Here is a 13,980-nt window from a genome sequence, read left to right as displayed (position 1 = left end):
GTCGGCCTTTTTTGTGAAAAACCCCGCAGACCCCTTGTTTTTCAGGCGATTCCAGCGCTTTTGAGTTGCTGCGCGCGGATACAGACGTATTCTGCGCCGGCTTAATTTGAGTCGTTTCAAACCATTGAAAGGGGTGGAAACATGAACAAGAACGAGCTCGTCTCTGCTGTTGCCGAAAAGGCTGGTCTCACGAAGGCAGATGCTGCTTCCGCTGTTGATGCCGTATTCGAAACCGTACAGAACGAACTGAAGAGCGGTGGCGACATCCGTCTCGCTGGCTTCGGCAGCTTCTCCGTAAGCCGTCGTGAAGCCTCCAAGGGTCGTAACCCTTCCACGGGTGCTGAAGTCGATATCCCGGCTCGCAACGTACCGAAGTTTTCCGCAGGCAAGGGCCTGAAGGACGCCGTCAACTCGTAAGGTTTCCGAAAGGCCGTGACGTCCGGCGGCGGGCGGGCGGCTTTTCAGGTTCACGAGGAAACATGTTTTGACGCCCTGACGCCATCATGCCGGCACGTAAACCGGGCGGCTTTTCGAATTGCTTTTTCGGATAGCCCTTTTTTCGAACCGGCAAGATGTACTTGAAAGTAGGAGAGCGCGCCTGTGTAGCCTCCATCCGGTCACACGGCGCTCTGATACGCGGAATGTGCGCAAGAACAGGAAAGCCCGGCCTTCATGGTCGGGCTTTTTGATTCCTCCGGCAGGAAATGTCATGCCGCTGTCATGTCTCTGACGCAGAAGCCATAGGGTGTTTTTTGGATCCAAGGGGGATTTATAATGGCGTTCCGACTTTCTCAGATGGCTTTGACTGCTGCTCTGCTCACTTCCGCGGCCTTTCCGGCTGCTGCCGAGCCGGTTTTCAACCGCATCGCATCTTTCCCGGTCGTAAAGAACCTGCCAGCGGACAAGGACGCGAAGGCCGTCACTTCAGCTGAAATCGTAACCGCCAGCGAAGACGGTAAGACGCTGATCTATTCGGACAGCCCGCTTGGCGGCATTGGTTTCGTTGACATCACCGATGCGAAGGCACCCAAGGCTGGCGGCGCGTTGCTGCTGGAAGGCGAACCGACCTCTGTTGCCGTTGCTGGCGCCAAGGTTCTGGCCGGTGTCAACACGTCCGAAAACCGAGCCAAGCCGTCCGGCAAGCTGGTGACGGTCGATATCGCCACCAAGAAGATCGAAGCGAGCTGCGATCTCGGCGGCCAGCCCGATTCTGTCGCAATTTCCCCGGACAAGACCTTCGCCGCCATCGCGATCGAAAACGAACGCGATGAAGAGGTGAACGAGGGCGCCCTGCCACAGATGCCGGCCGGTTATCTGGTGACGGTCGGTCTGAAAAACGGCGTTGCCGACTGCGCGACGCTGAAGAAGATCGACGTGACCGGCCTTGCCGAAATCTCCCCGGAAGATCCGGAGCCGGAATTCGTCTCGATCAATGCCAATGGCGAGATCGCGCTCACGCTGCAGGAAAACAACCACATCGTCATCATCGACGGCAAGACCGGTACGGTAAAGACGCATTTCTCCGCTGGCACGGTTGATCTGGAAGGCGTCGACACGAAGACGGACGGCCAGATCAAGTTCACCGACAAGCAGGAAGGCCGCAAGCGTGAGCCAGATGCCGTGAAGTGGCTGGACAATGACCGAATCGTCATCGCCAATGAGGGTGACTGGCAGGGCGGCGCGCGCGGCTTCACCATTTTCGACAAGACCGGCAAGCTTCTTTATGAAGCCGGTGCCACCCTTGAGCACGCCGCCGCCAGCATCGGCCACTATCCGGAAAAGCGTTCAAAGGCCAAGGGCATCGAGCCGGAAGGTCTGGAGGCGGCAACCTTCGATGGCCAGAAGTACTTCTTCGTTCTTGCCGAGCGCGCGTCTCTCGCTGCGGTCTACAAGGATACGGGCGGCACACCGGAACTGGTCCAGCTTCTGCCCTCGGGCATTTCGCCTGAAGGCGCCGTCGCCATTCCGTCGCGCAATCTCCTCGTCACTGCCAACGAAGCCGATCTCGTCGAAGATGGCGGCGCTCGCTCGCATGTCATGATCTATGAACGTGCAGAAGGCCAGATTGCCTACCCGCAGCTCGCTTCCGCCACCGTTGACGGCACACCGATCGGCTGGGGCGCTCTCTCCGGTCTGGTGGGCGATGCTGAAAAGCCTGGCATCCTCTATGCCGTGTCCGACTCGGTCTATGGAAACCAGCCGTCAATCTACACCATCGACGCAACGAAGAAGCCCGCCACCATAACCAGCGCCCTGCGCATCAAGCGCGACGGTATCGCAGCCCAGAAACTCGACATCGAAGGCATTACGCTTGACGGTAAGGGCGGCTTCTGGCTGGCCTCGGAAGGTGACAGTGCCAAGCTAGTGCCCCACGCACTCTACAATGTCAGCGCCAAGGGCGAGATCAAGGCTGAGATCGCTCTGCCGAAGGAATTGCTGGCTGGCGAAACCCGCTTCGGTTTCGAAGGCGTGACTATGATCGGCAAGGGCGACGACGCGACGCTGTGGATGGCCGTACAGCGCGAATGGGGCACGGACGAGAAGGGTTTCGTCAAGCTCGTCTCCTACAATCCGAAGTCCAAGGAATGGGGCGCCGTGCGTTACCCGCTCGACAAGACCGAGGCAGGCTGGGTCGGCCTTTCTGAAATCACCGCACAGGGCGACTATGTCTATATCGTCGAGCGCGACAATCAGGTCGGTGACAAGGCAAAGATCAAGAAGCTTTACCGCGTCGCGATCGCTGACCTGAAGCCGGGCAAAATCGGTGGCGAACTGCCGCTGGTGGCCAAGCAGGAAGCACATGATTTCCTGCCGGACCTCAAGGCCCAGACGAATGGCTATACCGTTGACAAGCTGGAAGGCTTCACCTTCGACAAGGCAGGAACGGCCTATATCGTCACTGACAATGACGGCGTCGACGGATCTTCCGGCGAAACGCTGTTCTTTACCGTCGATCTGAAGGCGATCAACTGATCGGTCCGAATAGAATCGCAAATGAGAAAAGCCGGGCATAGCCCGGCTTTTTTGTGCGGCGGAAGAAACCCCGATCTGGGAATGCCGATTCCCCACGATGAGTCGCATACCAGCCGTTAAAACCGGCATGGTCGCGTCGCTATCGCAAAATCGAGGGTGTTATCCGGAGGACTTCCATGAATGTGCAGTGGACCAGATCGCTAGAGATCACCGCCCCATGGAATTCTTGCTTTTGGGAGTGCTGTCTTTTTCCGAGTCCTGCTGGACCCAGCGGAAAAAAATATAAACAGGCAGCGCAATAAGCGCGAGTGTTACAAACGCGTCGACCGACATGGTTTCATCCATCATTTATACCGTTCATCATGAAACGGCTCGAAAACAATGCATGAAATCTCTTTAAAAAGTCTGAATCTGCTTATTTTTCGGGATGTTGCGGGGTGGCACACCTATTGGAGCCGGCCTGTAAGAATGTGGAACAGAAGTGCCGACCTGGCATAGACTCACGCCGGAAAAGCCGCTCCACCAGCCCAAGGCCGCGGCCGTCTACAGAATCGGGGGCAGAGGCCGTGATTCCCGATGCAGGAAGTTGACGGTAAAACGCACCGGTATCCGAAAGAGCTCCGGCTTGGTAATGCGCACAATTTGAAGAAGCTGGGAAATGGTGGGCGATGAGAGACTCGAACTCCCGACATCCTCGGTGTAAACGAGGCGCTCTACCAACTGAGCTAATCGCCCTTCGCGTCTTGCAGATCGTGTCTGCCGCGTCGGTGGCCGTGATGTATTCGGATCGGAAAAAAACCGCAAGGGCTTTTGTGAAGTTTTTTTGTTTTTTTTCCGGACAGCTTTGCCCATTGGCAGAGGTGATCGGCAAAAAGCCGGGAACTGCGGGCTTTTCTATAAAAACAACGTCCGGCCGTTACCTTTGGCGGTATGCTGAAATCGCGTTACGGACGCCCCGGCTGTGGACAAGTTTTTTGTTTTTGTTGGGAAAAGCCCGGAAAACAAGGCATTCGCTGCAATGCCGGTCAAAGGCCTTTCAGTTTTTTCCGATCAAAATGAAGAAGCTTATTCTTTTGTCGTGAAACCTGCTTGACACCCCCGCACGAACGCCGTAGTTAGCCGCTCAACGAACAGCCGAGGCTGGTTCGTACGGCGAGACTAAGGTCTTGTCGGTCAGGATAAGCGGGTGTAGCTCAGTTGGTTAGAGTGCCGGCCTGTCACGCCGGAGGTCGCGGGTTCGAGCCCCGTCACTCGCGCCATCCTGTTCCTCGGAAAAAACGCAGACGAATGTCTGTGGAGCGCGGGTGTAGCTCAGTCGGTTAGAGTGCCGGCCTGTCACGCCGGAGGTCGCGGGTTCGAGCCCCGTCACTCGCGCCATTTCTTTCACCGAAATGACACTCCCAAACGAAGCAAGCAGGCGTCGTCCTGCCATGTCGGCAATGGCGATTTCAGCGCCTGTTTCCGGCATTCGCGAGCGCGGTTTTTCCTGCTGTTTTTAGTCAAGTTTCGATATCGAGAGATCGTCACTTCGCTGCCATTTTGACGTAAAATTCGTGTGACTTTTTTGCGGTTGCGTCGTTCAATCGATTATTATTGTATTTGAGGGGCTTAGCCCGGAATTGTGGCCCAAATTTGCGTCAATTCCGGCAATATTGTTGCCAATCAATGCGGCAGGTGTCTTGAAATGGTGCCTAAACTCTTGCAGAGAGAGCGCGGCTGCGCTAACCACTTTGGCGTTGCAACATATTTGTGCGCCTTTAGACTTTCAGTCGCAAAGGCAGGTCCGGCACCCGGCCGGACAGGGAAGAGACCATGACTGAACTCCTCAGTTCCTATATTCCGATCGCAATCTTTATCGGTATCGCTCTTGTCATTGGCCTGGCGCTTCTCATCGCGCCTTTCGCTGTCGCTTATAAGGCGCCGGACCCGGAAAAGCTCTCCGCTTTCGAGTGCGGTTTCAATGCCTTCGACGACGCCCGCATGAAGTTCGATATCCGGTTTTATCTGGTGTCCATTCTCTTCATCATCTTCGACCTGGAAGTCGCCTTCCTGTTCCCCTGGGCTGTGTCCTTCGGTGATATGGGCTGGTTCGGTTTCTGGTCTATGATGGTGTTCCTCGCCGTTCTCACCATCGGCTTTATCTATGAGTGGAAGAAGGGAGCGCTGGAATGGGCATGAGCCAGAACAACAGCACGCTCGTTGCACCGCAGCCGAAGGGGATCATCGATCCCGCGACCGGCAAGCCTGTCGGCAGCAACGATGCCTACTTCACGGAAATCAACGACGAGCTGGCCGACAAGGGCTTTCTCGTCACCTCGACCGACGAGCTGATCACCTGGGCGCGTACCGGCTCCCTGATGTGGATGCAGTTCGGTCTTGCCTGCTGCGCCGTCGAGGGTCTGATGCAGGCTTCCGGCCCGCGTTACGACATGGAGCGCTTCGGTGTCGCCCCGCGCGCCTCGCCGCGCCAGTCGGACGTGATGATCGTCGCGGGAACGCTGACCAACAAGATGGCGCCGGCACTGCGCAAGGTCTATGACCAGATGCCTGAGCCGCGCTACGTCATCTCCATGGGCTCCTGCGCCAATGGCGGCGGCTATTACCATTATTCCTACGCCGTCGTGCGCGGCTGCGACAGAGTCGTGCCGGTGGATATCTACGTTCCGGGCTGTCCCCCCACGGCGGAGGCGCTGCTTTACGGCGTGCTTCTGCTGCAGAAGAAGATCCGGCGTACCGGTACGATCGAGCGCTAAGGGCAAAGGACGGATTAAGGAATGAGCGAAGCTCTAAACGATCTTGCTGCTTACGTTAAGGAAGCGCGTGGTTCCCTCGTGGTTTCGGCCGATATTGCCTATGGCGAGTTGACGCTGAACACGACGACGGAAAGCGTTATCGCGCTTTTGACGTTCCTGCGTGACGATGTGCAGTGCGGTTTCGTCAACATCATCGATATCTGCGGCGTCGACTGGCCGCAGCGCGAGAAGCGTTTCGACGTCGTTTATCACCTCTTGTCGCCGCGCCAGAATCTGCGCGTGCGCATCAAGCTGCAGGTGGCGGAAGACGAGGGCGTTCCCTCGGCAACCTCCGTTTACATGGGTGCAGACTGGTTCGAGCGCGAAGCCTGGGATATGTATGGCATTCCTTTCGAAGGCCATGCGGATCTTCGCCGAATCCTCACCGATTACGGTTTCGAAGGTCATCCGCTGCGCAAGGATTTTCCGGTTACCGGCTTTGTGGAAGTACGCTACGATGACGTTCTGAAACGGGTTCTCTATGAACCGGTCGAACTGAAGCAGGAATTCCGCAATTTCGATTTCCTCTCTCCCTGGGAGGGGACTGACTATGTTCTCCCAGGTGATGAAAAGGCCAAGCAATGAGCGAAGCCCCCGCGACAGAGCACGGACAATGTCTTTGCGGCGCCGTTGGCTTCAATGCCAGCATCGGCGCCCGCGAATTCGGCGTTTGCCATTGCTCGATGTGCCGCCGCTGGTCCGGCGGAACATTTCTGGCTGTCGAATGCGCTGACGTCGCCATCGAGAACGAGGAACATTTCGGTGTTTATACCTCGTCGGAATGGGGCGAGCGCTGCTTCTGCAAAAATTGCGGCAGCACGCTGATGTGGCGCTCCAAGGATGGCAAGCATTTTGCCGTCTCGTTGCAGGCTTTCGACAACCCTTCCAGTTTCCATTTTGCGTCGCAGATTTTCACGGATGAGAAGCCTTCGAGCTATTCTTTCGCGCAAACCACGCAGAACATGACCGGCCCCGAATTCATCGCCATGATCACCTCGGCGGAGCACTAGAATGACTGAGCATAACGTCCGCAATTTCACGATCAACTTCGGTCCGGAACACCCTTCCGCGCACGGCGTGCTGCGTCTGGTTCTGGAACTGGACGGCGAAATCGTCGAGCGCGTCGATCCGCATATCGGTCTTCTGCATCGCGGTACCGAAAAGCTGATCGAGACCAAGACATACCTTCAGGCGGTGCCTTATTTCGACCGTCTCGACTACGTCGCGCCGATGAACCAGGAACACGCTTTCGCGCTCGCCGTCGAAAAGCTGCTGGGTCTCGAAATCCCGATGCGCGGCCAGTTGATCCGCGTGCTTTATTCGGAAATCGGCCGCATCCTGTCGCACATCATGAACGTGACGACTCAGGCCATGGACGTCGGCGCAATGACGCCGCCTGTCTGGGGCTTCGAGGAACGTGAAAAGCTGATGGTGTTCTACGAGCGCGCCTGTGGCGCCCGCATGCACTCGGCCTATGTCCGTCCGGGCGGCGTGCATCAGGATCTGCCGCCGGAACTGGTCGAAGATATCGGCAAATGGTGCGATCCCTTCATTGCCGTTCTCGACAATATCGAAGGCCTGTTGACCGACAACCGCATCTACAAGCAGCGTAACGTCGATATCGGCGTCGTCTCGCTTGAAGATGCCTTTGCCTGGGGTTTCACGGGCGTCATGGTGCGCGGTTCGGGTGCTGCCTGGGATTTGCGTCGCGCGCAGCCCTACGAGTGCTATTCCGATCTGGAGTTCGATATCCCCGTCGGCAAGAACGGCGACTGCTATGACCGTTACCTGATCCGCATGCAGGAAATGCGCGAATCGGTGAAGATCATGAAGCAGTGCGTCGATCTTCTCTCCGGCAAGCACCGCATCGGCCCGGTCTCCTCGCTGGATGGCAAGGTGGTTCCGCCCAAGCGCGGCGAGATGAAGCGTTCGATGGAAGCTCTTATCCATCACTTCAAGCTCTATACCGAAGGCTATCACGTTCCCGCCGGCGAAGTTTACGCCGCCGTCGAAGCGCCGAAGGGCGAGTTCGGCGTCTACGTGGTCGCCGATGGTTCGAACAAGCCCTACCGCTGCAAGATCCGCGCGCCGGGTTATGCACATTTGCAGGCGATGGATTTCCTGTGCAAGGGCCATCAGCTTGCCGACGTTACAGCCGTGCTCGGCTCCCTCGACATCGTGTTCGGGGAGGTCGACCGCTGATGCGTCTGCCGCTGGCCATCTTGGCTTTTCTTGCTGCGATGTCGACCTCCGTTCTCGCCCAGACGGCGACGGAAGAGGGGGGCGTATCGCTATCAAGCAGCGGCGGTTCCACCATCAAGCAGCTTCTGTCTTCGGGATACGAGATCAAGGCCTCGGTTCCCAATGGCAGCAAGTTCATCGTGTTCATGCAGAAAGACAAGGCGGCTTATGCCTGCGAATTCGTCACGGTGGCGAGATCGCGTTGTGAGACGTTAAACTGAAAAGGCGTGAGGAAGTATGTCCGTTCGTCGACTAGCCGAAGATCAGTTCCAGCCCGTGGCATTTGCCTTTAACGCGGATAATACCGCATGGGCGGAAAAGACGATCCAGAAATATCCGGAGGGACGCCAGCAATCGGCGGTTATCCCGCTGCTTATGCGTGCGCAGGAGCAGGACGGCTGGGTTACCCGCGCCGCCATCGAAAAAATCGCCGACATGCTGGATATGGCCTATATCCGCGTCATGGAAGTGGCGACCTTCTACACCCAGTTCCAGCTGAAGCCGGTCGGCACACGCGCCCATGTTCAGGTTTGCGGCACCACGCCCTGCATGCTGCGCGGCTCCGAAGCGCTGATGGATGTCTGCCGCAAGAAGATCCACCACGATCCGCTGCACACCAACGAGAGCGGCACGCTGTCCTGGGAAGAAGTGGAATGTCAGGGCGCCTGCGTCAATGCGCCGATGGTCATCATCTTCAAGGATGCCTATGAGGATCTGACGCCCGAGCGCCTGGAAGAGATCATCGACACGTTCGAGGCAGGCAAGGGCGACACGGTCAAGACCGGCCCCCAGATCGACCGTCACCAGTCGGTGCCCGTTGGCGGCCTGACGACGCTGACGGAAGAGATCAAGCCAGATCGCTCCAATCTCGACAAGCCTGCGGAAGCTCCGGCGGAAGCAGCCCCCGTTCTTCCTTCGAATGCCGCCAAGCCGAAGACGGACGCACCGGAAACCGATCCGAAGCTGAAGACGCCTGCGAACGAGCCCAAGGCTGCTGCGGAAAACGCAAAGGCAGGGGAACAGCAATCGGCAGGCAAGGAAGCGACAGCATCCAGACCGTCGCTTGAGTCGGCCGACCGTCCCGCAGGCATTGAAAAGCCCGCTGCGCCCGATGACCTGAAACTCATTTCAGGCGTTGGCCCGAAGATCGAAGGCACGCTTAACGAGCTCGGCATCTTCACCTATGCGCAGATTGCCGGCTGGAAGAAGGCCGAGTGCGACTGGGTGGATGGTTATCTGAATTTCAAGGGCCGCATCGAACGCGATGAGTGGATCAAGCAGGCCGAGGCGCTCGCCAAGGGTGGCGAAGCCGAGTATATCAGGGTCTTCGGCAAGAAGCCGCGGTAAAGGGTGAAGCATGTTAAAAGATCAGGATCGCATCTTTACCAATCTCTACGGCCTCAAGGACAAGTCCCTGAAGGGCGTGATGGCGCGCGGCCATTGGGATGGCACCAAGCAGATCATCGAAAAGGGTCGTGACTGGATCATCAACGAGATGAAGGCTTCCGGCCTTCGCGGTCGCGGCGGCGCAGGCTTCCCGACGGGTCTCAAGTGGTCCTTCATGCCCAAGGAAAGCGACGGCCGTCCGCATTATCTCGTGGTCAACGCCGACGAATCCGAGCCCGGCACCTGCAAGGACCGCGAAATCCTGCGCAACGATCCGCATACGCTGATCGAAGGCTGCGTTATCGCCGGTTTCGCCATGGGTGCACACACCGCCTATATCTACGTGCGCGGCGAATATATGCGCGAACGTGAGGCGCTTCAGGCCGCCATCGACGAATGTTACGATGCGGGCCTGCTCGGCAAGAACAACAAGAACGGCTGGGATTTCGACATCTACGTCCATCACGGCGCAGGTGCCTATATCTGCGGCGAAGAGACGGCACTGCTTGAAAGCCTCGAGGGCAAGAAGGGCCAGCCGCGCCTGAAGCCGCCGTTCCCGGCCAATATGGGTCTTTACGGTTGCCCGACGACCGTCAACAACGTCGAATCCATCGCCGTTGCTCCGACCATTCTGCGCCGAGGTGCGGCATGGTTCTCGTCTATCGGCCGTCCGAACAATGTCGGCACCAAGCTGTTCATGGTCTCCGGCCATGTCGAGCGTCCATGCACCTTCGAAGATGCGCTGGGCCTGTCCTTCCGTGAGCTGATCGAACACCATTGCGGTGGCATTCGCGGCGGCTGGGACAATCTGCTTGGCGTCATTCCCGGCGGCGCATCCTGCCCCATCGTGCGCGGTGAGGACATGAAGGACGCCATCATGGACTTCGACGGCATGCGCGAAGTGAAGTCGTCCTTCGGCACCGGCGGCATGATCGTCATGGACAAGTCCACCGACGTCATCAAGGCGATCGCCCGCATCGCGGCCTTCTTCAAGCATGAAAGCTGCGGCCAGTGCACGCCGTGCCGTGAAGGCACCGGCTGGATGTGGCGCGTGCTGGAACGCATGGTGAAGGGCAACGCGCAGAAGCGCGAAATCGACATGCTGTTCGAAGTGACGAAGCAGATCGAAGGCCACACCATCTGTGCGCTCGGCGACGCCGCCGCATGGCCGGTACAGGCGCTGATCCGCAATTTCCGTCCGGAAATCGAAAAGCGCATCGACCAATATACCTACAGGGCCATGGATGATGGCGCTGTTCTGGAAGCTGCCGAATAAGCTTTCGCAGTTTGCATGCGGCGCGGGGATGATCCCGGCGCCGGAAAACCATGAAGCGCCTGACCGACGAGATGAAGTCTCGGGCGCGATTAAGGATTTGTTGCGGACCGTGTGAGAGACACGGGACGAACAGGCAACAGGACGTAAGTAGAACCATGGCAAAGCTCAAGGTTGACGGTAAAGAGATCGAGGTTCCGGATCATTTCACGCTGTTGCAGGCGTGCGAGGAGGCTGGTGCTGAAGTTCCGCGCTTTTGTTTTCATGAGCGCTTGTCGGTCGCGGGTAACTGCCGCATGTGTCTGATTGAGGTGAAGGGCGGACCGCCCAAGCCCGCCGCATCCTGCGCCATGGGCGTGCGCGACGTTCGCGGCGGCCCGAATGGCGAATTGCCTGAAGTTTTCACCAACACGCCGATGGTCAAGAAGGCCCGCGAAGGCGTGATGGAGTTCCTTCTCATCAACCACCCGCTCGATTGCCCGATCTGCGACCAGGGCGGCGAATGCGACCTGCAGGACCAGGCTATGGCCTTCGGTATTGCCGGTTCGCGTTACGCGGAAAACAAGCGTGCGGTTGAAGACAAATATATCGGTCCGCTCGTCAAGACGGTGATGAACCGCTGCATCCACTGCACGCGCTGCGTCCGTTTCACCACGGAAGTTGCCGGCATCGCCGAACTCGGCCTCATCGGCCGCGGCGAGGACGCTGAAATCACCACCTATCTCGAGCAGGCGATGACCTCCGAGCTTCAGGGCAACGTCGTCGATCTTTGCCCGGTCGGTGCGCTGACCTCCAAGCCTTTCGCTTTCACTGCCCGTCCGTGGGAACTGAACAAGACCGAAACCATCGACGTGATGGACGCTCTCGGTTCGGCAATCCGCGTCGATACCCGTGGCCGCGAAGTCATGCGCGTCATGCCGCGTGTCAACGAGGCAATCAACGAAGAGTGGATTTCCGACAAGAGCCGCTTCATCTGGGACGGCCTGAAGACGCAGCGTCTCGACCGCCCTTACGTCCGCAAGGATGGCCGCTTGCAGCCCGCAAGCTGGGGCGAAGCCTTCGGCGCTATCAAGCAGGCGGTTGCCGCGACCAGCGGCAGCAAGATCGGCGCGATTGCCGGTGACCTTGCTTCCGTCGAGGAAATGTTCGCGCTGAAGTCGCTTCTGGCGTCGCTCGGCTCGGCCAATGTCGATTGCCGTCAGGATGGCGCAGCGCTTGATCCGTCTTTGGGTCGCGCCAGCTACCTGTTCAATTCCACAATCGAAGGCATTGAGCACGCGGATGCGCTGCTGATCGTCGGCGCCAACCCGCGTTATGAAGCGGCCGTGCTCAATGCACGTATCCGCAAGCGCTGGCGTCGCGGTGGTTTCCCGATCGGCGTGATCGGCGAAGCCGGTGAGCTGCGCTACAACTACGAATATCTAGGCTCCGGCGCGGAAACGCTTTCCGATCTCGCCAATGGCTCTCACAGTTTTATTGAGAAGCTGAAGTCCGCCAAGAACCCGCTGATCATCATCGGCCAGGGCGCTCTGGCACGCGCCGATGGTGCAGCCGTTCTCGCGGCCGCTGCGAAGCTTGCCGTTTCGGTTGGCGCAATCAGCGAAGAGTGGAACGGCTTCTCGGTGCTTCACACTGCCGCTGCCCGCGTCGGTGGTCTCGACATCGGCTTCGTGCCGGGCGAGGGCGGTGTTGCTGCTGCCGAAATGGTAACGTCCATGGACGTTCTCTTCCTGCTCGGCGCCGATGAAATCGACCTGTCGAACAAGGGCGCCAAGTTCACCGTCTACATCGGTAGCCACGGCGACCATGGCGCGATGAACGCCGACGTCATCCTTCCGGGTGCAGCCTACACCGAAAAATCCGGTATCTGGGTCAACACCGAAGGCCGCGTTCAGGTGGGCAACCGCGCCGGTTTCGCACCGGGCGAAGCCCGTGAAGACTGGGCGATCCTACGTGCGCTTTCCGACGTGCTCGGCAAGAAGCTGCCGTTCGATTCGCTGTCGGCGCTGCGCGGCCAGCTTTATGTCGCGCATCCGCATCTGGCGGAAACCGATGAGATCGTTGCCGGCAACGGCGCGGATGTCGAGGCACTTGCCGCTCGCGCGGGCAGCCTCAATAAGTCTGCGTTTGCCTCGCCGGTAAAAGACTTTTATTTGACGAACCCGATTGCGCGTGCATCCGCCGTCATGGCCGAGTGTTCCGCATTGGCCCGCAACAATTTCCAGGCTGCGGCAGAGTAAGGGTAGGGGATTATGGAATCGTTTTTCTGGAGCTACGTCTGGCCCGCGCTGATCATGGTCGGCCAGTCCCTGCTGCTTCTCGTTTGCCTTCTGGTGGCCATCGCCTTCCTTCTGCTTGCCGACCGTAAGGTCTGGGCAGCCGTGCAGTTGCGCCGTGGTCCCAACGTCGTCGGCCCCTTTGGTCTGTTCCAGTCCTTCGCCGACCTTTTGAAATTCATCCTGAAGGAGCCCGTCATTCCCGCGGGCGCCAACAAGGCGGTCTTCCTTCTGGCGCCGCTGGTTGCCGTAACGCTGGCGCTCGCCACCTACGCGGTCATCCCCTTTGCCGATGGCTGGGTCGTTGCCAATATCAATGTCGGCATTCTCTACATTTTCGCGATTTCCTCGCTTGAAGTGTACGGCATCATCATGGGCGGCTGGGCTTCGAACTCGAAGTACCCGTTCCTCGGCGCGCTTCGTTCGGCGGCGCAGATGGTGTCCTACGAAGTGTCGATCGGCCTCGTCATCGTCACCGTGCTTCTGTGCGTCGGCTCGCTCAACCTCACGGATATCGTTCTGGCGCAGCGCACCGGCCTCGGCACGATGATCGGTCTGCCGGCCTCGTTCCTTGACTGGCACTGGCTGTCGCTGTTCCCGATGTTCATCGTTTTCTTCATATCGGGCCTTGCCGAAACCAACCGTCCTCCCTTCGACCTTCCGGAAGCGGAATCGGAACTGGTTGCCGGTCACATGGTCGAATATGGCTCGACGCCTTACATGATGTTCATGCTCGGCGAATATGCTGCGATCGTCCTGATCTGCTGCCTGACGACGATCCTGTTCCTTGGTGGCTGGCTGCCGATCGTGGATGTGTGGTTCCTGAACTGGATTCCGGGCATTGTCTGGTTCGCGCTCAAGGGCTGCATGGTTTTCTTCATGATCGCTCTGGTGAAGGCCTTCGTTCCGCGTTACCGCTATGACCAGCTCATGCGCCTTGGCTGGAAGGTATTCCTGCCGCTGTCGCTCGCCATGGTCGTTATTGTTGCATTCGTATTGAAGCTGACGGGGTGGGCTGGTTGATGTCCGTACTCCTCGC

Annotated in this window: 14 protein-coding genes and 3 tRNA genes; 15 read left to right on the top strand and 2 right to left on the bottom strand. The window is 58.5% G+C overall.

The annotated features are described in order from the left end of the window. Nucleotides 1-141 precede the first annotated feature (141 nt). Nucleotides 142-417 (top strand): DNA-binding protein HupB, encoded by a 276-nt coding sequence (hupB, locus tag J5276_RS08455; protein WP_003496481.1) that lies wholly within the window; start codon nt 142-144, stop codon nt 415-417. A gap of 357 nt (nt 418-774) precedes the next feature. Then, nucleotides 775-2,973, top strand: a complete 2,199-nt coding sequence (locus tag J5276_RS08450; protein WP_111789279.1) for an esterase-like activity of phytase family protein — start codon at nt 775-777, stop codon at nt 2,971-2,973. A gap of 207 nt (nt 2,974-3,180) precedes the next feature. On the opposite strand, the gene J5276_RS08445 is transcribed toward J5276_RS08450, so the two are convergent. Further along, nucleotides 3,181-3,321, bottom strand: coding sequence for a hypothetical protein (locus J5276_RS08445; RefSeq protein ID WP_003512649.1), 141 nt, complete (start codon nt 3,319-3,321; stop codon nt 3,181-3,183). 311 nt (nt 3,322-3,632) lie between these two features. Further along, nucleotides 3,633-3,708 (bottom strand) — tRNA-Val (locus J5276_RS08440). A 226-nt stretch (nt 3,709-3,934) separates the two neighbouring features. Here J5276_RS08440 and J5276_RS30340 point away from each other — a divergent pair. The 13 genes from J5276_RS30340 (at nt 3,935) to nuoH (ending at nt 13,964) form a co-directional block, all read left to right on the top strand. Beyond that, nucleotides 3,935-4,066, top strand: a complete 132-nt coding sequence (locus J5276_RS30340; RefSeq protein ID WP_003512651.1) for a hypothetical protein — start codon at nt 3,935-3,937, stop codon at nt 4,064-4,066. A gap of 89 nt (nt 4,067-4,155) precedes the next feature. After that, nucleotides 4,156-4,232: transfer RNA gene (locus J5276_RS08435), tRNA-Asp, on the top strand. 41 nt (nt 4,233-4,273) lie between these two features. Continuing rightward, nucleotides 4,274-4,350: transfer RNA gene (locus J5276_RS08430), tRNA-Asp, on the top strand. A gap of 435 nt (nt 4,351-4,785) precedes the next feature. Continuing rightward, nucleotides 4,786-5,151 carry an NADH-quinone oxidoreductase subunit A gene (locus tag J5276_RS08425; RefSeq protein WP_003512653.1) on the top strand — a complete coding sequence of 122 codons (366 nt, stop codon included), beginning with the start codon at nt 4,786-4,788 and terminating at the stop codon, nt 5,149-5,151. After that, complete coding sequence (locus tag J5276_RS08420; protein WP_003512655.1) at nt 5,142-5,726, top strand: NADH-quinone oxidoreductase subunit B family protein; 585 nt, start codon at nt 5,142-5,144, stop codon at nt 5,724-5,726. The genes J5276_RS08425 and J5276_RS08420 overlap by 10 nt, the downstream gene beginning before the upstream one ends. A gap of 21 nt (nt 5,727-5,747) precedes the next feature. Beyond that, nucleotides 5,748-6,350, top strand: a complete 603-nt coding sequence (locus J5276_RS08415) for an NADH-quinone oxidoreductase subunit C (RefSeq protein ID WP_003512657.1) — start codon at nt 5,748-5,750, stop codon at nt 6,348-6,350. Beyond that, nucleotides 6,347-6,775 carry a GFA family protein gene (locus J5276_RS08410; RefSeq protein WP_038490727.1) on the top strand — a complete coding sequence of 143 codons (429 nt, stop codon included), beginning with the start codon at nt 6,347-6,349 and terminating at the stop codon, nt 6,773-6,775. The genes J5276_RS08415 and J5276_RS08410 overlap by 4 nt, the downstream gene beginning before the upstream one ends. A gap of 1 nt (nt 6,776) precedes the next feature. After that, nucleotides 6,777-7,967 carry an NADH-quinone oxidoreductase subunit D gene (locus J5276_RS08405; protein ID WP_112154935.1) on the top strand — a complete coding sequence of 397 codons (1,191 nt, stop codon included), beginning with the start codon at nt 6,777-6,779 and terminating at the stop codon, nt 7,965-7,967. Further along, the gene (locus J5276_RS08400; protein ID WP_013635948.1) at nt 7,967-8,227 is read left to right on the top strand and encodes a hypothetical protein; all 261 of its coding nucleotides are present in this window, start codon (nt 7,967-7,969) and stop codon (nt 8,225-8,227) included. The genes J5276_RS08405 and J5276_RS08400 overlap by 1 nt, the downstream gene beginning before the upstream one ends. A gap of 16 nt (nt 8,228-8,243) precedes the next feature. Further along, nucleotides 8,244-9,353 (top strand): NADH-quinone oxidoreductase subunit E, encoded by a 1,110-nt coding sequence (locus tag J5276_RS08395; protein ID WP_019565474.1) that lies wholly within the window; start codon nt 8,244-8,246, stop codon nt 9,351-9,353. Between the two features lie 10 nt (nt 9,354-9,363). Then, nucleotides 9,364-10,668 carry an NADH-quinone oxidoreductase subunit NuoF gene (nuoF, locus tag J5276_RS08390; RefSeq protein ID WP_003502381.1) on the top strand — a complete coding sequence of 435 codons (1,305 nt, stop codon included), beginning with the start codon at nt 9,364-9,366 and terminating at the stop codon, nt 10,666-10,668. Nucleotides 10,669-10,823: 155 nt separating this feature from the next. Continuing rightward, nucleotides 10,824-12,905 carry an NADH-quinone oxidoreductase subunit NuoG gene (nuoG, locus tag J5276_RS08385; protein ID WP_019565476.1) on the top strand — a complete coding sequence of 694 codons (2,082 nt, stop codon included), beginning with the start codon at nt 10,824-10,826 and terminating at the stop codon, nt 12,903-12,905. Nucleotides 12,906-12,917: 12 nt separating this feature from the next. Next, a complete protein-coding gene (gene nuoH / locus J5276_RS08380; protein ID WP_013635951.1) occupies nt 12,918-13,964 on the top strand; it encodes an NADH-quinone oxidoreductase subunit NuoH in 1,047 nt (348 codons plus the stop codon). Nucleotides 13,965-13,980: the final 16 nt, after the last annotated feature.

The sequence above is a fragment of the Agrobacterium sp. S7/73 genome (genome assembly GCF_019355535.1).
Classification (GTDB): domain Bacteria; phylum Pseudomonadota; class Alphaproteobacteria; order Rhizobiales; family Rhizobiaceae; genus Agrobacterium; species Agrobacterium tumefaciens.
This window is presented reverse-complemented; position numbering and strand designations above follow the sequence as displayed.